Annotated in this window: 19 protein-coding genes; all 19 read right to left on the reverse strand. The window is 67.6% G+C overall.

Annotated elements, in window-relative coordinates; genetic code table 11:
- Positions 1-11: 11 nt before the first annotated feature.
- Complete coding sequence (locus ACZ5UM_RS03995; protein ID WP_464847071.1) at positions 12-917, reverse strand: respiratory chain complex I subunit 1 family protein; 906 nt, start codon at positions 915-917, stop codon at positions 12-14.
- Positions 914-2,467: a hydrogenase large subunit gene (locus ACZ5UM_RS04000; protein ID WP_464847072.1), complete on the reverse strand. Its 1,554-nt coding sequence runs from the start codon at positions 2,465-2,467 to the stop codon at positions 914-916. Before ACZ5UM_RS04000 ends, ACZ5UM_RS03995 begins: the two co-directional genes overlap by 4 nt.
- The gene (locus ACZ5UM_RS04005; RefSeq protein ID WP_464847073.1) at positions 2,467-4,482 is read right to left on the reverse strand and encodes a proton-conducting transporter transmembrane domain-containing protein; all 2,016 of its coding nucleotides are present in this window, start codon (positions 4,480-4,482) and stop codon (positions 2,467-2,469) included. Before ACZ5UM_RS04005 ends, ACZ5UM_RS04000 begins: the two co-directional genes overlap by 1 nt.
- Entirely contained in the window at positions 4,483-5,922 is a 1,440-nt protein-coding gene (locus ACZ5UM_RS04010; RefSeq protein ID WP_464847074.1) for a hydrogenase 4 subunit D, read from the reverse strand. It abuts the gene before it with no gap.
- Positions 5,923-5,999: 77 nt separating this feature from the next.
- Positions 6,000-7,814 (reverse strand): aldehyde ferredoxin oxidoreductase family protein, encoded by a 1,815-nt coding sequence (locus ACZ5UM_RS04015; protein WP_464847075.1) that lies wholly within the window; start codon positions 7,812-7,814, stop codon positions 6,000-6,002.
- 3 nt (positions 7,815-7,817) lie between these two features.
- Complete coding sequence (locus ACZ5UM_RS04020) at positions 7,818-8,294, reverse strand: 4Fe-4S dicluster domain-containing protein (protein ID WP_464847076.1); 477 nt, start codon at positions 8,292-8,294, stop codon at positions 7,818-7,820.
- Between the two features lie 108 nt (positions 8,295-8,402).
- Positions 8,403-8,681, reverse strand: a complete 279-nt coding sequence (locus ACZ5UM_RS04025; protein WP_464847077.1) for a ubiquitin-like small modifier protein 1 — start codon at positions 8,679-8,681, stop codon at positions 8,403-8,405.
- 542 nt (positions 8,682-9,223) lie between these two features.
- Positions 9,224-9,898, reverse strand: a complete 675-nt coding sequence (locus ACZ5UM_RS04030; protein WP_464847078.1) for a hypothetical protein — start codon at positions 9,896-9,898, stop codon at positions 9,224-9,226.
- Between the two features lie 234 nt (positions 9,899-10,132).
- Positions 10,133-10,456 carry a hypothetical protein gene (locus tag ACZ5UM_RS04035; RefSeq protein WP_464847079.1) on the reverse strand — a complete coding sequence of 108 codons (324 nt, stop codon included), beginning with the start codon at positions 10,454-10,456 and terminating at the stop codon, positions 10,133-10,135.
- Positions 10,453-10,854, reverse strand: a complete 402-nt coding sequence (locus tag ACZ5UM_RS04040; protein WP_464847080.1) for a RusA family crossover junction endodeoxyribonuclease — start codon at positions 10,852-10,854, stop codon at positions 10,453-10,455. Before ACZ5UM_RS04040 ends, ACZ5UM_RS04035 begins: the two co-directional genes overlap by 4 nt.
- Positions 10,836-11,474 (reverse strand): peptidoglycan recognition protein family protein, encoded by a 639-nt coding sequence (locus tag ACZ5UM_RS04045; RefSeq protein WP_464847081.1) that lies wholly within the window; start codon positions 11,472-11,474, stop codon positions 10,836-10,838. Before ACZ5UM_RS04045 ends, ACZ5UM_RS04040 begins: the two co-directional genes overlap by 19 nt.
- Positions 11,475-11,509: 35 nt before the next feature.
- A complete protein-coding gene (locus ACZ5UM_RS04050; RefSeq protein WP_464847082.1) occupies positions 11,510-11,923 on the reverse strand; it encodes a phage holin family protein in 414 nt (137 codons plus the stop codon).
- 13 nt (positions 11,924-11,936) lie between these two features.
- The gene (locus ACZ5UM_RS04055) at positions 11,937-12,764 is read right to left on the reverse strand and encodes a copper amine oxidase N-terminal domain-containing protein (protein ID WP_464847083.1); all 828 of its coding nucleotides are present in this window, start codon (positions 12,762-12,764) and stop codon (positions 11,937-11,939) included.
- Positions 12,765-12,797: 33 nt separating this feature from the next.
- Complete coding sequence (locus ACZ5UM_RS04060; protein WP_464847084.1) at positions 12,798-12,998, reverse strand: hypothetical protein; 201 nt, start codon at positions 12,996-12,998, stop codon at positions 12,798-12,800.
- Position 12,999: 1 nt separating this feature from the next.
- A complete protein-coding gene (locus ACZ5UM_RS04065) occupies positions 13,000-13,521 on the reverse strand; it encodes a hypothetical protein (protein ID WP_464847085.1) in 522 nt (173 codons plus the stop codon).
- Positions 13,522-13,527: 6 nt separating this feature from the next.
- The gene (locus ACZ5UM_RS04070; protein ID WP_464847086.1) at positions 13,528-14,262 is read right to left on the reverse strand and encodes a hypothetical protein; all 735 of its coding nucleotides are present in this window, start codon (positions 14,260-14,262) and stop codon (positions 13,528-13,530) included.
- Positions 14,263-16,122, reverse strand: a complete 1,860-nt coding sequence (locus ACZ5UM_RS04075; protein WP_464847087.1) for a hypothetical protein — start codon at positions 16,120-16,122, stop codon at positions 14,263-14,265.
- A gap of 7 nt (positions 16,123-16,129) precedes the next feature.
- On the reverse strand, positions 16,130-16,489 hold the full coding sequence (locus ACZ5UM_RS04080; protein ID WP_464847088.1) for a hypothetical protein: 360 nt from the start codon (positions 16,487-16,489) through the stop codon (positions 16,130-16,132).
- A gap of 4 nt (positions 16,490-16,493) precedes the next feature.
- Positions 16,494-20,132, reverse strand: coding sequence for a phage tail tape measure protein (locus ACZ5UM_RS04085; RefSeq protein WP_464847089.1), 3,639 nt, complete (start codon positions 20,130-20,132; stop codon positions 16,494-16,496).
- Positions 20,133-20,139 lie beyond the last annotated feature (7 nt).

Below are 20,139 nucleotides of genomic sequence, written 5' to 3' on the forward strand. Positions count from 1 at the left end.
ATCACCCCTCCCTAGAAGCCGAGGATGGCCACCAGGAGCCCCGCGATGGCCAGCACGCCGGCGCCCTCGTAGAAGCGGATCGCCTGGCGGATGCGCAGCCGCGGACTCAGCACGGCGACCAGTTCGGTCAGCACCAGGACCACGAGCACCTTCACCGGGTGGAGCAGGACGCCGAGCCAGACGGGCGCGCCCGCCGGCCAGGCCCCGAGCAGGGCTGCCAGGAACGACGCCAGCACCACCCGCCGGACCATCAAGGCCCACTCAAAGGCCGCCAGCGACGGGCCGGAGTACTCCACGTACGGCCCCCCGATGATCTCCGTTTCGGCCTCGGCCACGTCGAAGGGCAGCTTGGCCGATTCGGCCTGGATCGCCAGGAAGGCCGCCAGCGCCCCGACCACCAGCGAGGGGGCGAAGCCCGTATCCGCGATGCCCTCGGCGATCTGCGCGAGCCCCAGTGATCCGGCCCGCGTGCCGAAGGTGAAGAAGGCCGCGGCCAGCACCGGCTCCACTGCCAGCAGCAGCATGATCTCCCGGCTGGCGCCCGCCCCGGCAAAGGGGCTGCCGGACGAAAGGCCGGCCAGCGCCGTGCCGATGGCCGAGAACGTGAGCAGGTAGATGAGCACCAGCCCGTCCCCCGCGAACGCCAGCGGCGCCCGGAACCCCATCGGGACCAGGAGCGCGGCCGCCAGGGCCCCGGTCATGACCAGGTACGGGGCCAACCGGTGGACCGGATCGTCCGAGACCTGGCAGTCCTCCTTGCCCATCAGCTTCAGGAGGTCCCGGTAGGGCTGCAGGAGCGGCGGTCCCTGCCGGGAGTGCACCCGGGCCCGGATCTTCCGGTTGATGCCGGCGTACAGCGGCGCCAGCAGCAGGACGAAGGCCAGGTTGTAGAGTGCGGTCAGCAGGCCTCCGGTCATGGCTCAGCCCTCCCTTCGCGGGGACGCCGGACGATCTCCATCCGCTCGGTGCAGGAGAAGCACGGGTCGATGGAGGCGGCGATGATGGGGAAGTCGGCGATGGTGGTGCCCGGCTTTGCCAGCTGCGGCGTGAGCTGCAGGTTCATGTAGGTGGGCACCCGCACCCGCCACCGGTACGGCCTCCCGTTCTGCCCCGTCATCAGGTAGTTGCAGAGCTCGCCCCGCGGCGCCTCCACCAGGCCGACAGCGACCAGGCCGGCCGGGATCTCCCCCGGCTCGACGAAGGTGGGTCCCGGCGGCAGATTCGCCAGGGCCTCGCGGATGAGGCGCACCGACTCCAGCGTTTCCGCCACCCGCACCTCCAGCCGGGCCCAGATGTCGCCGGACTGCCGGACGACCACGTTCACAGGCAGCTCGTCGTAGGCGGCGTAGGGGTAGTCCCGCCGCACGTCTATGTCCACGCCCGAGGCCCTCGCCGTGGGGCCGAGTGCGCCCCAGAGGACCGCCTCCTCGTGCGTGAGCACGCCGGTGCGCTCCAGGCGGGAGCGCAGGGCGGTATCCCGCTCCAGGGCCCGCATAAGCCCCTTGCTCTCCCGCTCGACCGCCTTCAGGACCTCCTCCACCTTTGCGATGCCCTCGGGAAGCAGGTCCCGGCGCACGCCGCCGGGCAGGTTCATCCCGTAGGTCTTGCGGTTGCCGGTGAGGGCCTCCGCCGCCCACATGACAGGCTCCCGCACGCGCCAGGCCTGCATGAACCCGGTGTCAAAGCCGACGATGTGGGCCGCCAGCCCCAGCCAGAGCAGGTGGCTGTGAATCCGCTCCAGCTCCAGCATGATGGTCCGGATGTACCGGCCCCGCTTGGGCACCTCGATGCCGGCCGCCTTCTCCAGCGTCTGGGCGAAGCAGGTGGAGTGGGCATAGCCGCAGATGCCGCAGATGCGCTCGGCGAGGAAGGGCACCTGGTCGTAGCGCAGCTGCTCCGACAGCTTCTCGATGCCCCGGTGGCTGTAGAAGCCCCGGTAGTCGCAGTCCACGACCTCCTCGCCCTCCACGAACAGCCGGAAATAGGCCGGCTCCTCCAGCGTGGGGAAGAAGGGACCCACGGGCACCACCGTGGTACCCTCGGGGGTCGGCTTCAGCGCCGACCGGGCGTTCTCGGCCCGGGGCGGGCGGTAGTTGTGGGGCACGTCCTTCCGCAGCGGGAAGATGTCGTCGGGCCAGTCGTCGGCCACCACCAGCCGGCGCGGGTCCGGGTGGCCCTCGGCCGTCACGCCGATCATGTCGAAGACCTCGCGCTCCATCCAGCCCGCCGGGGGCAGCGACGGGGTCAGCGAGGGGTGGCGCGGGTCGTCCGCCGGCACCGGCACCACCACGCCCGCCACCCGGCCCTCCCGGTCGAAGCCGAAGAGGTGGGTCACCTCGAAGCCCCGGCCCAGGGGGCGCACGTCGGTACCGACGGTCATGATGAGCCGCGCTCCGCCCTCCATGAGGCGGGAGACCTCACGGACCAGGTCGGCGCGCTCGACGGTGACGGGCTCATACTTCAGCATCAGCGCAGCCCCCCTTCCATGCCGATCAGGACGGCGATCAGCAGCGCCGTGGCCAGGACCTGCCAGCCGACGTATGCCTTCGCCCTGCCGCCGTGCCACCGGCCGGCCAGGCCGGCCAGCGCCCGGTAACCGGCGTAGATCGGACCGAGCAGCCAGCGGTCGGCGTCAATGGCCCGTTCGACCGCCGGCGGCGCGTGGAAGGTTGGCTGCCACCAGGGCCGCAACAGGGCAGCCCAGCGGGCGAGGAAGGGCTTGTACAGGTGCTCGGCCCCGTAGCGGGCCTCGCTGGCCGGCAGCCACTCGCCGCCGAACCAGGGCTCGGTGCGCCGCACCGGTTCGGTGGCCAGCCGGCGGATCAGCCACACGAGCACGCCGCAGAGCAGGAGCGCCAGCGCCACCATGAGGGGCTGGTAGCCCGACCCGCCCAGGGCGGCACCCATCACGTCGGCCCCCGTTACCGTTCCGGCGCCGTAGAGGGCCGCACCCGGAACCCCCGCCAGCGCCGCCAGGGCCGCCTGGACCACCGGGGCCGGGAAGAGGCCCAGCAGCACGCAGAGCGCACCCAAGATGGCCAGGGAGGCCGACATCGCCGGTGACTCCGGCGCCTTGCGCCCTGCCGGGTACTCCCGCTCCGGCCCGAGAAAGACGGTGCCGAAGTACTTCAGGTACGCGGCCAGCGACACCGTGGAGATGAAGATGGCGATCACGCCGTAGACGGCCAGGAGCGGCAGCTGCAGCCCGCCGAACACGGAGGCCCGGTAGAGCAGCCACTTGGAGGCGAAGCCGTTCAGCGGCGGCGTGCCGGCGATGGCCAGGGCGCCGAGCAGGGTGAGACCCGCGCTGAGCGGCACGGCCTTCAGCAGGCCGCCGAGTTTCGTGAGGTCGAGGGTGCCGCTGTGGTGTTCCACCGCCCCCACCGTGAGGAAGAGCAACGGCTTGAACGTCGCGTGGTTGATCAGGTGATAAAGCGCCCCGGCAAAGGCCACCGCGGCCAGCAGGGGCGCCCGGCCCGCCACGGCCACGGCCATGCCCACCCCCAGCACGATGTAGCCGATCTGACCGATGGAGGACTGGGCCACCAGCCGCTTCGCATGCTGCTCGCCCAGCGCCCGCAGGTTACCCACCACCATGTTGACGGCACCCAGGGTGGCCAGCAGCAGGCCCCAGATGACCCGGGCCACCGGGTCGTCGGGCAGCATGAAGACGAAAAGCCGGATCAGCCCGTAGACGCCCATCTTCACCATCAGGCCGGAAAGCACGGCACTCACCGGGGCCGGTGCGGCCGCATGTGCCCCGGGGAGCCAGTAGGCCAGGGGAAACAGCGCCGCCTTGGCGGCGAAGCCCAGTGCAAACAGACCCACCAGCAGGTGCACGTAGGCCGGCGTCTCAGCGTAGAGCGCCTGCAGGGCCCCGGCCGTCCCGGTCACCGAAAAGTCGCCGGCGACCAGCGAGAGGGCACAGGCGCTGATCAAGATGCCGCTGCCCGCCACGTGGGTGGTGAGCAGGTAGACCCAGGCGGCTCTCGTGTTGGCAAACGAGCGCCAGTCAAACATGACCAGCAAGTAGGCCGAGAGGCCCATGATCTCCCAGGAGAGCAGGAAGAGCACCCAATCGGCCGCCATGACGACGGTCATCATGCCCGCGATCAACAGGAGGAACAGGGCGTAGAACCGCCGGGTCTCGCCGGTCGGTTGGCCATCCAGGTAGCCCTGGGCGTAAAGGAGCGCCGCGCACGGCACCACGGCCAGCAACACCAGGAAGAGGGCGCTCAGGGCGTCGACCTCCACCGCCAGCGAGGCCGGTAGCCCCAGGGGCAGGGCGCGCAGCCAGGTGGCAGACAGCGGGCCGCCGGTCCACACCGCCGCGGCCAGCCAAACAGCCAGGACACCGCCCGCAAGACCCGCTGCCAGTCCGGTCCGGGCCACCGCCCGCGCACCCGCCGGCAGGACCGCGCAGAGCAGCGCGCCGCCCAGCAGAACGGCCACCACCAGGCCGGGCAGCATCGTCACCGACACTTACGCCACCCCCCCTGCGATCCAGTGAATCAGCGGCATGCCCAGGTAGGGCGCAACCAGAGCGAGGCCCATGAGGGCGGCAAGCACGGTCTGCATCGCCGGTGAGGGATCCCGGCCTGTGCGGGCACGCTGGCTGCTCTCGCCGAAGAGAACCAGGTGGGTGACCCACAGGAACCAGGCCAGGGAGAGCGCACTCTCCACCACCACCAGCGCCGCCGTCGACCAGCCCCACGCCCCGCCCACGTCCAGCGCGGCCCGCAGGATCAGCAGCTTCGACCAGAACACGCCGAACGGGGGCAGCCCGCTGATCGCCAGGGCCCCCAGCAGGAAGCCGGCGGCGGTGAGCGGCATGGTACGGGCGAGGCCGGTGAGCTGCGAGATGGCCCGCACGCCGGTGCCCCAGGCGATGGCGCCGACGCAGAGGAAGAGCAGCGTCTTGGTGAAGGCGTGGCTCCACAGGTGGAGCAGCCCGCCCTCCAGGCCCGCAGGGCTCCCCATGGCCCCGAGGCCGATGCCCACCAGCATGAGGGCCAGGTTGGCGATGGTGGAGAAGGCCAGCAGCCGCTTCAGGTCGTCCGCGTAGAAGTAGCCGGCCAGGCCCACGTAAAGGGTGATGAGGGCGGCCACCATGATCGCGGCGGCGACCCATCCGGTGAAGGCGCCCGTGGAGACCAGGCAGCGGGCGGCCAGGAAGATGCCGGCCTTCACCATCGCGGCCGCGTGCAGGAACGCGGAGGCCGGGGTGGGCGCCACCATGGCCGAGGGCAGCCACGTGAAGAACGGCACCTGCGCCGCCTTGCCCCAGGCGGCGACCAGCAGCAGCATCGCGAAGGCCGCCCGCCCGCCCGGGGCCATCCGGGCCACGGCGTCAAAGCCGAAGGAGCCGGTCCGCACGTAGAGCAGGAGCAACCCGCCGATGAAGAAGAGGCTGGCGAACTGGGTGACGGCCAGGGCCTTCAGACCCGAGCGGATGGACGCCGTCGACCCGTAGTGGGAGATCAGGGCCCAGCTGCAGACGGTGGTCAGCTCCCAGAACAGGAAGATCTGGAAGAAGTCCGGGGCCATGGCCATGCCCAGCATCGCCGTGACGAAGAGCAGGAAGAAGAAGTAGTACCGGCCCTTTCCTTCCGCCTCCGGGTGCTCCCGGTTCTGCAGGCTGAAGTAGTCGGCGGAGTAGGCGACGATGCAGAGGCCGATAAGGCTGACCACCAGGGCCAGGAGGGCGCCCAGCCCGTCGAGCCGCAGGCCGAGGGCAGCGCCTGGCAGCGGGCTCCACACGAGGGGGCTCGCGGCGGGCCTGCCGCCCCATGGGGCGGCAGCCAGCGTGAGTGCAGCCGTTGCAGCCATTGCGGCCGAGGCCAGCCCATCCGACCTGCGCCCGTCCGTGAAAGTGCAGGCCAGCGCGCCGGCCAGCGGCGCCAGGAGCAAGAAGAGCAGCATCGGGGATCCCTCCCGCGAATGTGGTGGGCGGAGCCGGCGTCCGGCTCCGCCCACAGGGCGGCCCGTCAGGGGCAGGCTCAGGCAAATTCGACCAGGTCGAGTTCCGCCAGCTTCTCCCGGGTGGGCCTGCCTTCCTCATCCCAGCCGCGCGCCTCGTAGTACCTGGGCAGCATCTCCTCCAGCCGGCTCACGTTCCCCTTCATCGGCCCGAACTTGATGGGCTCCTTCAGGAGGCGCGGCGGCAGCGTGTCGTCCTTCTTGGTGAACCCGGCCTTCAGGTTGAACTGCCGCTCCAGGTTCCAGATGCGCTCGCCAGCCTGCATCAGCTCTTCCACGGTGTAGTCGAAACCCGTGGCGGCGCGCAGTTCGTCGGCGATCTGCGGCGCGCCGAAGGCGAAGGTGGTGAAGAGGCAGATGCCGGCGGAGTCCACGGCGGCGGTGAGGTCCTGGAAGGTCTTCACCCACTGGGGCTTCTCGTCGATCGACTGCGGGTCAAGCTTCTCGGGCACGCCCAGCACCTCGGGCGAGATGGTGTAGCCGCGCACGTGGCAGCCGCCGCGGTTGGAGGTGGCGTAGTTGAGGCCGATGCCCTGGATGGCCCGCCCGTCGTAAGCGGGCATCTCCTGCTTCTTCACGGACATGGACAGCTCAGGGTGGCCGTAGCGGCTGGCCAGCCGGTACGAGCCCTCGGAGGCGATGTCGCCGAAGCCCTCCCGGTAGCCGATCATCCGGGTCAGCTCGACGATGGCGTGGGCATTCCCGAAATTGAGCGGGATGCCGGTCTCCTCGATGGTGATGTAGCCGTTCTCGTACAGCTCCATGGCGCAGGCGATGGTGGAGCCCACCGAGATCGGGTCGAGGCCCAGCTCGTTGCACAGGAAGTTGGCCTTGCAGATGGCGCCCAGGTCGCTGACGCCGCAGTCGGCGCCGTAGGACCAGCCGGCCTCGTACTCGGGCCCCTCGCCGAAGCTCTTGAACGGCCCCTCGGGGACCTTGGTCACGCGGCCGCAGTCGATGTTGCAGCCCCAGCAGCCCTTGTTCCGCACCAGGTACTTCTCCGCCAGGGTCTCGCCGCTGGTGAGTTCGGCCTTGGACCACTGGCCGGAGTCGCGCCAGTTCCGGGTGGGCAGGCCGCCCAGTTCGTTCAGAATGTTGACCAGGATCATGGTGCCGTAGGCCGGCAGGCCGCCGCCGGCCACCGGGTCGTCCTTCATCAGCTTGCGGTCGCGCTCGGCGAAGATCTTGAAGCCCTCGGGATCGGCCACCTCCACGCCGCCGTGGCCGCGCACGGCGATCGCCTTCAGGTTCTTGGAGCCCATCACGGCGCCGACGCCGCTGCGGCCGGCCGCCCGGTTGTAGTCGTTGACGATCACGGCCAGCAGCGCCAGTTTCTCGCCGGCGGGGCCGATGCACGTCACCCGGGCGTCCGGATCGGTCTCCTCCCTGATCGCATCCGTGGTCTCGAACACGGTCTTGCCCCACAGGTGCTCGGCGGAGCGCAGCTCCACGTGGTCATCCTCGATCCAGAGGTAGACGGGCTTCTCGGCCCTGCCCTCGAAGATGATGCCGTCCCAGCCGGCGAACTTCAGCTCCGGCCCCCAGTAACCGCCCGAGTTGGAGGCGGCGATCGCGCCGGTGAGCGGGCTCTTGGTGATGACGTTGTAGCGGCCGGCGGAAGGGGCCGCGGTGCCGGTCAGCGGACCGGTGAAGAAGAGCAGCTTGTTCTCGGGGCTCAGCGGGTCCACGGTGGGGTCGCATTCCTTCATCCAGTAGTAGGTCCCCATGCCGCGGCAGCCGATGTACTGGCGGGCCACCTTGGGCTGGATGTACTCGGTCTTGATCGTCCCGGCGGTCAGGTCCACGCGCAGAATCTTCCCTGAGTAGGCATACATGATCTACTTCACCCCCACTGCGGCCTTGAGTCGGGCGGCGTACGCCCGCTTGCGTTCGATGGTGGCCCGGCTGGCGTCCACGTACTTGAGCGCGCCGCTCGGGCAGTACTTGACGCACTCCGGGTCCCCGCCGCACAGGTCGCACTTCAGGATCCGGCTCTCCACAGGGTCGAAGGAGGTGCCGCCGAAGGGGCAGGCCTGCATGCACATCTTGCAGCGGATGCACTTGCCGTGGTCGACGATCATGGCGCCGGTGGCCTCGTCGCGGCTGATGGCGCCCACGGGGCAGGCCTTCATGCAGAAGGCATCTTCACACTGGACACACATCATCGGAACGGAGACCAGTTCATCTTCCCAGGTGTACACGGTCACCCGGGACTTGGAGGGTACGTAGTACCCCTCGTGCTCCTGCGAGCAGGCAATCTCGCAGGAGTGACAGCCAGTGCAGATGTCCGGTGTGATCAGGAGCATCTTGGCCATCCACTTCCACCCCTTTTCAAGTGCTTGGAACGGGAGACGCCGCGGCATGTGCCGGATTTCACAAATCGACCTTCACGCACGGGGGTGCGCTGCCGTTTCGGGCCCGCGCTACCCGCCGGCGCTGGGCGGGAAGACGGCCATGTCGTCGTCAGGCTGGACGGGGGTGTTCAGGCCGTCGGCGTGGCGGATATCGCGGCCGTTCTTCACGATCATCACGTGGCGGAACAGAACGCCCGGGCGCTCAAACAAAAGCGGACGCATGCGCGGGTACGTCGTCACCAGCCGCTCCAGCAGGCTGCCGACGGTATCCCCTTCGCACACGTCCACGTCCACCGCCGTCTTCCGTTCTGCCGCTTCGCGCAGAAGGCCGTAGAGCCGGATGCGCATGCACTCCACCCCCTTTGTGCATCGCCAGGCCCTGTACTCTATCGACTGGTGTTTACGAACTGCCAATATCTATCCTACCCCCGCTGCATTTCGCCGGGTATGCTTCGATGGTACCCATTTCCAGCGCGCAGGGGCCTTCGCGCGGCCGAACTGCGCACAAAGGGTCAGCGGCCTCCAAAGGGTTACATTTCTTCCCAGCACCGAATCCCAAAGTCTACCATGTGCGCCGTGAGACTAGCGGGGTATGCGCTGTTTGCGTCATGCATACCAAAGGGCTATCCACGCGTGCGGTGCAGCGCCCGGGGATGCGACAAGGGCTGCAGGGGTACAAACCCTGCAGCCCTTGTGTCTGTTGGTGCCCGAGGCGGGACTCGAACCCGCACGGCCGCTGCGGCCCCAAGATTTTAAGTCTCGTACATATCTTTAGTGGCGTTCGGTGGGGTGTCCATGAATGCTTGTGGGATGCGACGTTTCGTGTTCGCCTCCGGAAATCCCATGGGCCTCAATCGTGCTCCGGTGGCTACAACGGTGGCTACAAAGAGTCACCGCAGTTCCTCCACCCGCACCACCCAGTCGATGTTCGCCGCGTTGATTTCCAGGTAGTAGCGGCCTCCGGGCCGCCCTCTAACGTACGTTGTATCGGCGCCCGTGCCCATGTGGTTGACCGCAACATCAACCGGGGTTCCGTTCTCCTCGAACACGAACACCTGCAGGATACCCGCAACCTGCTCGTTCGTAGCCTCCCAGCTGATGCGCCACTCACGACGTTCGACCTGGAAAGTTTCCGTCGACTTCCTCCCACTGCCACGCCATTCGTGCGTCACCTGCCAGGTCGGCTCAGACTCGGTAGCAGGACGGTCATCTGTTGCGACTGGTTCCTCGATAGCAGTTTCGTGGTTGGCTGGCTCCTGGACAGTAGGTTCCTCGGAGACAGCCGGTTCGGGTTCACGTGTCGGCGCAGGCGTCTGCGCCGGCTGTGCGACCACCGGCGTTGTTCCGACCTGCTGCTCGTCACCCCCAAACATGGTGTTCAGCTGCACCAGTGCTATCAGAGCGACGATCACCGTCCAGGCGATGCGACCAGACCGCTGCGTCTCCGGTGAGGTCCAGAGGAGATACAGGCCCACCGGCCAGAAGAGCAGGATCATCAGAACGACGAACCACTTTCGATGGTACCATCGGACCTCATGCATCTGCGTTGATGCCTGCTGTTCCATAATAACTCCCCCTTTCTAAACGAATAGTCTATCATTACGACTTAGAAAAAGGATAGAGGAGTTCGCGCGAACTCAGTGACGCTTCCCCACCGTACTGACCAGGTAGGGAGGGGTTCTACTCTCCATGGGCCGGCCAACACGCCGGCCCACTTTTTGACGAGACATGACTACAGAGGCGAGTGAGACAGGAAGGGCCCCCACCTCCACGTAGGAGATGGGGGCTTCGTCGCTCCTCTATGCCGCGTCCCGCCGGGCGCTCTGCACCACGTTCTTCGTACCGCTGTACCCGCCGATGGCGGCCAGCGCGATCACCAGGCCGGCTCCGGTGGCTACCAGCCACTGGCCCGGGTTGAACCCGACGATCACCCAGCCGAATACCTGCCCGATCACCAAGGCCGCAGTGGGGGCAGCCACCTGCTTGCGTTCCTCGATCCAGGGGATGCGCCGGAGCAGGCCAACCAGGGCCGCAGTGACGGCCGTGTATGCGAGGGCCTGGGTCAGCACCGCCTCGGGCAGCTGCGAGGCCAGGAACTCGAACAACACCTGCAGCTCGTTCACAGGATCGCCTCCCTCAGAACGACTTCAGCCCGCTCCTCACCGTCGAGGGCGGGCCGTATCCGAATCGACTCCTCGATCACGCTCTTGTCGTTGCCCAGAACACCGGCATACTGGAGGCCGTCGGCAAGGGCTTTCAGGTAGTTGTCGGCGTCGCCACGGTTACCCGGCAGGCGGCCGATGCGGGTGGGCCGGAGGTAGACAGCCGCCTCCAGCCGGACATACTCCCACGGCAGGGGCCGGGGCAGCCGGGCGGCGAGAGCGGCCTGAGCCACCAGCCGCTGATAGGTCAGCGACCGTTGGGAGCGCCGGCTCCATTTGCTCCGCTGCGTCATGCGCTGGGCGGGCACCGGCCGGCCGGGGATGACCACTCGGTACTCGGTTACGCCCGCCCGGGCCACCGCAGCGTCACCGCCCGCTCCTCCTGGATCCACTCCACCCGGAGGCCAAGGGCCTCGGCCAGCTCCCGGAGAGGAACGACTGTGGTGCTGCCGTCGAGCCAGCCGGTCGCCAGCGTCCGGCCGGCGGCATCCCGGATGGGTACCGGCTGCCGCTCCTCCGACTGCAGATACTGCCTGACCATGGCGATGAATCCCTCCCATCCGTCAGGACGCCCCCGGAGCACCCGGGGGCAGTTCTTCCCGCTCCAGCGGTTGTGCTGCACCACGCACTCAGGGAACGGCAGCAGGCTCGGCACAGTGCGCACCAGGTGGGCCACCAGCATCGCCGCGTTGGCCTCTGCCGCCGCCCGGTCGCCGTCGCTGTTTTCGCAGATCTCGATGGCGATGGACTGCCGGTTGCCAGGCCCGTCCCACCCATCACCGGCGTGCCAGCCGTTGCGGTCCAGGGGCAGGTGCTGGCGGATCTCCCGGTCGTCGACGGTGAAGTGCCATGACACCCCCCGCTCGATGGCCTCCTGGCTCCTCAGGTACCGGCCGTGCATTTCGGCGTTAGCGCCCCGGGCGGGGTTGCCTGTGTCGTGGATGGTGATATACCGAGGGGTCATCGGCAGTTGGGTCAACGGATGATCGTCCGGGAGTAGATCGGGGGTGATCCTCATCTCTCGGTCGCCTGCCCCTCGCCCTTGCCCCGCAGGATCTCGACCGCACGCGAAATCGCCGGCGGGATGGGCACCCCAATCCGGCCGGCGTTCTCCACGATTGAGAGGAGTTCGTTGGCGATGTACCAGAAAATCGTCGCATCACGGATCATATGGCTGTCGCCCAGAACGGTGTCGGCAAGGTGGGCCAGCGCCACGATGAGGAAGATCATGACCTTCCTGGCGATTCCACGCATCCCGACGGCGCTGCTCAGACGGCCCTCCACCGCAGCAGCGAGCACCCCGGTGGCATAATCAGCCACCACGAAGGCCAGAAGCACCCCCAACAGCGCATTCCACCCCCCGAACAGGTAGCTGAGCGCGGCCCCCACGGCGGCCGCAACCGGTCGGAACCAGTCATGCGCGTGCATGTGTCGTCACCTCCTAGTAGATCAGGACCTTCCGGACGGGCCCCGGTTTTGGCTGCCAGTCCACCCGGTGCCCCAGTTGCTCCGCCACGAACCGCAGGGGCACCAACGTGCGCCCGTCGATGATCTGCGCGGGCACGTCCAGCTGCACCTCACGCCCATCCACGATGGCCGTGGTCGCCCCGATGGTGATCTCGATGAGGGGCACATCACCGATGGTCACCCGGGCCGGGCCGTGGGATAGGAGCATGGGCCCCACCAGATCACGGAGGCGGGCGAGCACCTCCGGCGTCGGGTCAGGATCGTTGGCGGCCAGGACCCTGCTGTCGATGGGCGTCCCCCACAGGGCCGCCGACAGGTACTCGGCCAGCCGCTCCTGCGGCCGACGCTCCCACCTGGCGTCCAGCCTATCTCCGGGCTCCTGCCCGAGCTCCCGCCAGATGTACTCCATCTGGGTGTCGGACAGATGATCCGCCAGGGCGTGGGCCAGCTCGTGGGCGAGTAGGTCGTCCAGGTCCTCATAGGAGCGCCACGACAGGGCGATCCACCCGGGGGCCCGGATGCCGGAGGCGTAGCCTGAAGCCGGGTCGTCGTCATATGCAAACAACTGCCGACCAGTGCAGAGGATCTCGTACCCCCCGAGGGCGCCCAGGGGGAATCGCTCCTGGAGCCTCTGGAGGGAATCCAGCACCAGTTCCGGCGTGACCTGATTCGTCGCTTCCCGTGGACCGAGTGGACAGCCGGAGCCAAGGTACGATAGGCGGTAGACGCCATGCACCCCGTTCGGGTGCGGCCTCACGTAGTCGTCGCACCAGTCAGGGTCGCGGATGATGATGCGTCCCACGCGCTCACCTCCCCAATAGGAGAGGCGCCCGGTCTACTCGCCGGACGCCTCTTCTTCAGTCGGTTCTACCTCGATGAACTGGCCAGTCTCACGATTATACTTCTTCCCCAGCAGGTCATCCCGCCACTCGTCAATGTCGCCCAAGGGTATGATATTCGGCTCCTCGATTTCCCCCTTCAACCTGGCTACGGTGATGCAAATATCATTTCGATCGAGTTGAGCACAGACAAACACGTCACTTCACCTCCACCACAAACCCGACGACAGTCGTTTCAACCGAGCTGGCGAGGCGTGAAAGGGCAACAGTTGTGCCGTTTGACTGTATCACGCTTCGAACCCGATGGCCCGCCTCGGCGCTGAACCCGGTGGCGTTGCTTTTCGTCCTGCATGTAGTCACAACAAACGCCCGCGCCGGGTCCACCTTAGAGATGGTGACGTTGGTCGATGTAGCAGTAAACGTGGTTGCAAATGACTGAACACTTGCATTCCCTTCGAGCTCGATCACCTGCCAGTATATGGTACAATTGCCATCGGCGGTCTCCCGCTGGAAGCTAAGGGTTGTTGGGGAGGTGAGAGCAGCGGTGCACATGAGGGACGACAGGTTCTCACCGCCACCACGGTAGTCGGCTATCACAAACGTCTTTGTCAAGTCAACGGCGTCGATCGTGGCCGTTACGTTTCTGTCGTTATTGCCGAAGTTGGTCGTTCCGGTCTGCACCGACTTGATCTTGGCTCCGCCTTTGCCCATCAACAGCACGCCGCGTCACCCCCTCCGTAGGCGGCAGTGGTAGATCAGGCAGGCTCCCGGGTGTGTGTCCGCAACATTAGTACCAACCCGGGAAAGCGTGATGGTCACCATGGCCCCGGCCGGGAGCGATGCCGCGGGGACGATCTCGCCCAGGTCGGCGGTGTAGAGGTCGGTTAGAGCTCCAGGCGTGACGATCCGGGTCACGTTGGTTACAGCACCGCCGTTCACCTGCCAGCCGACCTGCACGACAAAGGAGCCTGCATCGGCCAGGTCGGCGGCCAGCACCAGTTCCATGTGCAACGGCCCATCGAACGGCCAGACCCGGCAGAACTGGACCGACTGGACGGCGCCGGCAGCGAACCGGACGGCAGGGCCGGCCGAGGTCAGCACCTGCTCAGGCTCTGCCCCCTCGACCGGGAGGACCGCCTCGACCACAAGGCCACTGTCAGCCGCGATACCAGCCAGGGCAGTAGCGGAATCGGCAGTGGCTTGGGCGTTCGCAGCCGCCTGCCCGGCCGATTGCGCCGCGGACAGCGCGGTGTCGGCCGTCTGCTGCGCCGCGTTGGCCGTCGAGTGAGCCACTCCCGCCGCGGCCAGGGCCTGATCGGCGGTATCCTGCGCCGCGTCGGCCGCTGCCTGGGCCACCTCAGCGGCTACCGTTGCGTCAGCGATGCCCTGCTCGATCCGGTTGAAATCGGAGGGCCCGGGGGCGTCCATCGGTGTCCAGTTGGTCTTTGGGGTGTAGGGCATTTATGACACCCTCCTTCCGGTCATGTAGGCCGACAGGGCCCCGGCCCAGTTGATCTCCTGGCGGATCACGGCGTAGTTCCTGCCCTTCACCTTCACCACATCCCCAAGTTCCAGGGCCGGGTTACCCCGCCAGTCGATCTCCAGGTCTCGGCGTGGATCTTTGGCCGAGGCGAGCACCCGGTTGGCGATCTCCTGGGCCACGGCCAGGGACTGCACCAAAGGGTTGGCCGGGAACTCATAGCGCAGGACGCCGTTCTCGATTATCGAGGCCTCGTCCCGGGCGACGGCCCGCTCCCGGTTCTGCACCGAAAGAGGCCGGCCGATGACCACCAGGATCACGTCGGCATCGGTTCCGCCGGTGTTCTGGATCGTCACCTCGGCGCCCCAGCCATAGTAAGTGGCCTGAGTAATGGCAACCCCGGCCGGGGCCCCGTCCAAGGATGCGATGGCGTCGATCACCGGGGTCTTCTGGTAGTAGACGGTCACGGTGACTGCCTTCCCTGCCGGAACCATGATGGGCTCGTTCGACCGGTAGACCTCCTCGGGCACGTCCGCCGGCCGCAGGGGCGAGGTGCTCACGATCACCTCGTTCGCCACCTGGTTCGGCCTCATCGGGTTGCTCAGGCGGTAGTAGTCGTCGGCCGTGATCTCCAGCACCGGGGCCCCGCCGGCCGGCTGCCGCTCCATCCGGACCACACCGTCCCTGTCGCAGTAGACCTGGGCCAGACCGGCCTCCGCGATGATTCGCAGAGCCTCCCGATGGGAGACCGGATCGAACCAGGCATAGGGCACCCGAATCTGCTGCAGAGCCGGGTCGACCCAGTACTCCTCCGGGTCCAGTCCGGCATCGGCGAGTACCAGCACGGCCAGATCATGCAGGTTGGTGTTCTGCAAGACCTGGGAGGTCTGGTACGTGGACTTCCGCAGGAGCTCCAGCCGGTCCCGGGCCACCACCGAGGCCTCCACGGTGTCGTCCTCAGCCTGCCACTCGGTCGACCAGAACAGGCCAAGGGGCACGTACTCCTCCGTCCCATCGGGAAGCACGGCGGCCAACCAGGCCCTGATCCGGCGGTTCGGTTTCAGGAGCTCGTAGAGGGGCGACTGTGCGTTGTTGGCATCGAACCGTCTGTCCTCGTTGGACAGGCGGATCTTGATTTCGTTGGCAGAGATCGAGCCCACCGGGAGGGTGTTCTGCGAGACCTCCCGCTCCTCGAGCAGACTGATCTCCAGGATGTCACCCGCCAGGTACGTCTGCTGGACGGAGGTGAAGAACTCCAAGATCTTTACCACGCGATCTTCGTGCGACCAGCGCCGGATCTCCAGCTCCATTCGGGTCACGGAGGTGATGGGTTCCTCCAGTGGTCGGGCCCACGCCACCTCCGTATTGCCGGTGACAACCTCCTCATGGAGCAGGGCGCCCTCGGCGTTGTAGAGGCGGATCACGAAATCGACCGGCCACTCCTGGCGGGCGCTATCGCCCACCACTTTGAGGGAGTGGACCGGCCGGGGAAGAAACGTCACGGTCAGCGTTGGGTACGGCGCAGAGAACGCTCCGTCGGCGCCGGCCAAAGTTGCGCCCCACCAGCCAACCTGGTACCGGGCGGCATCATCGGGAGTGTCTGGAATCAGGTGGTAGGTGCCGTCCAGCACCCAGGAGCCGTCCAGCGAGGCCCACTTGTACGGCGGGTCCTGCACCGCGTCGGCGGTCTGCTCGGGATACGAGATCGCCCCCTGATCGGAGGCGGAGACCTCGATGCTCTGGTCGATCTCGGGATCCGTGTAGTCGATGGTCACCCGGGCGGTCACCTGCCGCTCCGGCGCCACCATCGCCTCCAGGAACGCCTGACTGACCTGTCTCATCGGGATCTCACCTCTCGATCAGGGGGATCTCAACGTCGATCCACCACCGGTACCCGTTTCGGGTGTGGTAGCGGTCCATCTTGATGTCGCCCACATAGGCCGTGATGGCGGCCTTGCCATCGTCTCCCTGCGGGTCCGGGTAGGTGACGGTGTGGAACGTCCGGCTGTCCAGGTTGTCCAGGATCGCCTTCAGGTGGTCCTCACGGATCGCGTCCCAGGAGAGCGTGACCGTCCGCTTCTTGGCGATCCGCTCCATCAGCATGAGGCCGGACGCCGCGCGCCCGGCCTTCGTCAGCCAGAAGTGGCCCACCTTACAATCGCTCGGGTTCGGCGTGACGGCCTGCCCGTTGATCGTGACGAGTGCCATGGGGCTACACCTCCTGCACCCGGACGAAACGGAACCCCTGCCGCTCCGTCTCGGCGTCGATCAGGGGCAGCAGCAGTCGGGCAAACGTCCGGCCGTCGATCTGCAGGGTGATCTCCTGCCGGGTGCCCTGCCGCTGCTGGGTGGACGCCTCACGGAACGCGGCCCGAACGGCCTGGTAAACGGCGTTGCCTACCTCATCGGACAGGGCCCCGCCGCGGCCGCCGGACAGGGGAGTCACCCGGGCACCCCGGGGGAGTTCCAGGAGCTCGGCACCGGCCTCGCCCACGACGGCCAGGCCGGTGCCGACGATGTTGCCGCCCCGGGCCAGATAGGGGATGGTGCTGATGGTGCTCAGATTCAGCCCAAACGACTTGCCGCCGAGCACCGGTACCCAGTCGGGGATGCTGAACTTGAGGTTGTTCAGAGCCCGGATCATCTGGTTGATCCCGTTGATGATCCCGTTAATGAACCGGATAACCCCGTTGGCGATGCCCTTCCACACCGACAGGGCAACCGACTGGATCCCCTCCCAGAGCCGCTGCAGGGTGTTCGCCACACCCTGCCACACGGCGGCCAGGACGGCGGCGACGTTCTGAGCGGTGCCCAGGATGAAGTTCCAGACCGTCTCAGCGATCGACTTAACCCGGTTCCAGGCCTCCTCCCAGTCACCGCGGATCAGGGCGAGCACCAGCCCCAGGATGTCTCGGATCAGGTAGATGGTCGTCTCGATCATCAGCTTGATCTGCTCCCAGACGGCGGAGAGGATCGCCAGGACCGAAGCGCCCCAGTCCTCCCACCAAGCCCGGAGGGCGTCCCACACGGCCATGGCCACCGCGGAGATCGCCTGCCATATGGCCTGCAGGACCGTGCTGATCAGCTGCCACGAGAGGATCAGAGCCTCCTGCATCGCCGCCCAGATAGGCTGCAGGGTCAGCGACAGCTCGGTCCAGATGGAGATGCCGGTATCCCTGAGTAGGCCCCAGAGCCACAGCAGCGTCTCGGACAGGGAACCCCAGATGTCAACAGCCGCGTCCCGCGCCACCTGCCACAGGGGCAACAACTCAGCAGAGAGCCAGGCCCACGCGGCCGGGCCTGCGGTGGAGATCCAGCCCCACACCGCAGCGAGGCCCGCCCGGATCCCGTCCCAGATCACCGCGGCCCGGGCCTTGATCCACTCCCAGGCGGCGATGACGGCGTTGCGGAAATCCTCATTCGTCGCCCAGAGCGCCACCAGGGCGGCACCCACGGCGGCGACGGCGAGGATAACCCAGCCTACCGGTCCCATCGCGACACCCCAGGCGGTCGCCATGCGCGCGGCGTTGACCGTGGCCTGAATCCCCATCCAGGCCCACCGGGCGGCCACGGTGATGACCTGCCCAACAACCTTGGCACCCTGAGCCACAGCCGACGCGCCCGCAGCCGCCCACGCGGCCACCATCTTCCCGCCTGCGATTGTGGCCTCCAGACCGGCCCGGATGAGCGCCGGCACCAGCGTGAGCGTCAGCGCCGCTGCGATACCCTCCACAACAGGCTGGATGCTCGGCCAGTTCTGCCGGATCCAGTCGAACGCCTGGTTCACGCCGTCCACGGCCGACCTGAGCAGCGGGGACCGCTCCAGTAGCCGCTGCCATGCGCCCGAGATCGCCGCGGACGCATTCTCCCAGGCGGTCGACACGGTGGAGGCCACCGCCTGCATCTGCTCGCCGAGAGCCACCATCATATCGCCCCCGGGCATGGCGATTTCGGGCACGGCGATGTCGGCCAGGCTCAGATCCAGGCCGGCAAGGCCGGAGTCGGCCATCTCCTCCTGGATGTTGTGGACCTGGTCGAACGACGCCAAAGTGCCCTTGGCCGCCGCTGACGCCTCTTCGATGGACTCAGCCAGCCCCTCCTGCGAGGCCGCGGCCGCCTGCCCCGCCTCAGCCGTGGCCTGTGCAGAGTCGGCCACCTCCTGGACCGCCGAGGCCGTCCGGGCGGCACTCATGGCTGCCTGAGCTGAGGACTTCAACCCGTCGGCCCACCCCTGGATCGCCTGGCCGGCGGGGCGCAGAGCCGGGATGATGGCACCCATGGCGGACACGATGATGCCGACTCCCCGGACCATCAGAGAGGCGGCATAGAGCACTACCGCAGAGATCCCGCTCCATACCCTGGCCGCCACCTGGGCGAAGCGATCCCAGTTGGCGGCCACATAGACGGCCGCGGAGGCGAGAGCGAGGGTTCCGCCGACGATGAGGCCCGTCCGGCCGAACACGCCAACAAGAGCCTGGCCGACGGTCATGGTGCCTGCCCGTAGGCCGGCAAACGCCGTCACCAGCTTGCCAACCCAGTTGACCATGGCACGCTTGGCGGAGATCAACGTGGCGCTCAGCGTGACCACCTTGGAGTAACCCCAGAGCACCGGGCCGATGGACACAGCCAGCAGTCCCATGGCGATGACGGTGCGGCGGATGACCGGCGGCGCCTGGTAGAACGCCGTCGCCAGCCGGTGGAGCCCGTTGATGATGGGCTGGATGAGATCGAGGAACGACTCCACCACCGGCGCCAGGGACTCGCCCAGGGTGATCGCCACCTCTTGGAGCCGGTTACGGTTGATCCGCAGCTGCGAGGCCAGGGTCCGGTACCGCTCCGCAGCCTCCGCCGCGAGGGCGGTGTTCTCCTCCCAGGCCCGATTGCCAAGGTCAACGGTCCGGCGCAGCAGGTCACCGGCGTTTGCCAGGGAGAGGAACGCCTTTGTCAGCCGGGAGTCGGTCATGCCCAGCCGCTGCAGGATCACAAACGCCTGGTCCCCGGCCAGGCCCAGGCCCTCCACGAACGCGGTGAACGCCTGGGCGGCATCCTCCCGCCAGAGTGCGGCGAACTGGTCGGCAGTCATGCCAGCGGCGGCCGCGAACACGGCCAACTTCTCATTCCCCTGGGCCACGGCCTGGGTCATGGCGATGAGCATCTTCTGCACCGCCGTGCCGCCCGCTTCGGCCTCGACACCAACGGACGCCATCGCCGCACCGATAGCCAGCACCTCGGCCTCCGCCATGCCGGCGATCCGCCCGGCGGCCGCGATGCGCTGACCGAACTCGGCGATGCGGCTCTCCGTCGTAGCGGAGTTGTTGCCCAGGGCCACAATGGTGGCGCCCAGGCGGTCAAAGTTGCGCTGGCTCATCTGCATGACGTTGGCGAACTGGGCCAGGGCGGTGGCGCCCTGCTCGCCAGCGAGGTCGGTGGCCACGGCGAGGTCCGCCATCGTGCGCGTGAACCCCAGGATGGCCTCGCGCTGGATCCCCAGCTGGCCGGCCATGGCCGCGATGTCCGCCAGTTCGGTCGCAGCCGTTGGAATCTCCCGGGCCATATCCCGGATGCCCCGGGCGAGCTCGGCGAGCTGCTCCTCGGTGCCCTCGACCGTCTTGCGGACGCCGGCGAATGCGTCCTCCCAGTCGATGGCCGCCTTGGTGGCGTAGCCGGAGATGAGCATCAGGGGAGCGGTGAGGCCGATCATGAGGCCCTGGCCCAACTTCTCGATGTTGCGGGCGCTCCTGGCCACCTGGCGCTCGGCCCGCTGCATGGTCTTGATGGACTCCTCGATGGAGTCCCGAAACTGGCTGGAGTCGCCGATGATGTTGATGACCAGCGTCCCGATGGTCGCCACGTGCCTC

Source organism: Symbiobacterium ostreiconchae (genome assembly GCF_055396975.1).

Bases quoted from the DNA above. Each gene is read 5' to 3' on its own strand.
- ACZ5UM_RS03995 (WP_464847071.1), bottom strand. From the start codon at position 917: ATGACCGGAGGCCTGCTGACCGCACTCTACAACCTGGCCTTCGTCCTG.
- ACZ5UM_RS04000 (WP_464847072.1), bottom strand. From the start codon at position 2,467: ATGCTGAAGTATGAGCCCGTCACCGTCGAGCGCGCCGACCTGGTCCGT.
- ACZ5UM_RS04010 (WP_464847074.1), bottom strand. From the start codon at position 5,922: ATGCTGCTCTTCTTGCTCCTGGCGCCGCTGGCCGGCGCGCTGGCCTGC.
- ACZ5UM_RS04015 (WP_464847075.1), bottom strand. From the start codon at position 7,814: ATGTATGCCTACTCAGGGAAGATTCTGCGCGTGGACCTGACCGCCGGG.
- ACZ5UM_RS04020 (WP_464847076.1), bottom strand. From the start codon at position 8,294: ATGGCCAAGATGCTCCTGATCACACCGGACATCTGCACTGGCTGTCAC.
- ACZ5UM_RS04025 (WP_464847077.1), bottom strand. From the start codon at position 8,681: ATGCGCATCCGGCTCTACGGCCTTCTGCGCGAAGCGGCAGAACGGAAG.
- ACZ5UM_RS04030 (WP_464847078.1), bottom strand. From the start codon at position 9,898: ATGGAACAGCAGGCATCAACGCAGATGCATGAGGTCCGATGGTACCAT.
- ACZ5UM_RS04050 (WP_464847082.1), bottom strand. From the start codon at position 11,923: ATGCACGCGCATGACTGGTTCCGACCGGTTGCGGCCGCCGTGGGGGCC.
- ACZ5UM_RS04070 (WP_464847086.1), bottom strand. From the start codon at position 14,262: ATGCCCTACACCCCAAAGACCAACTGGACACCGATGGACGCCCCCGGG.
- ACZ5UM_RS04075 (WP_464847087.1), bottom strand. From the start codon at position 16,122: ATGAGACAGGTCAGTCAGGCGTTCCTGGAGGCGATGGTGGCGCCGGAG.
- ACZ5UM_RS04080 (WP_464847088.1), bottom strand. From the start codon at position 16,489: ATGGCACTCGTCACGATCAACGGGCAGGCCGTCACGCCGAACCCGAGC.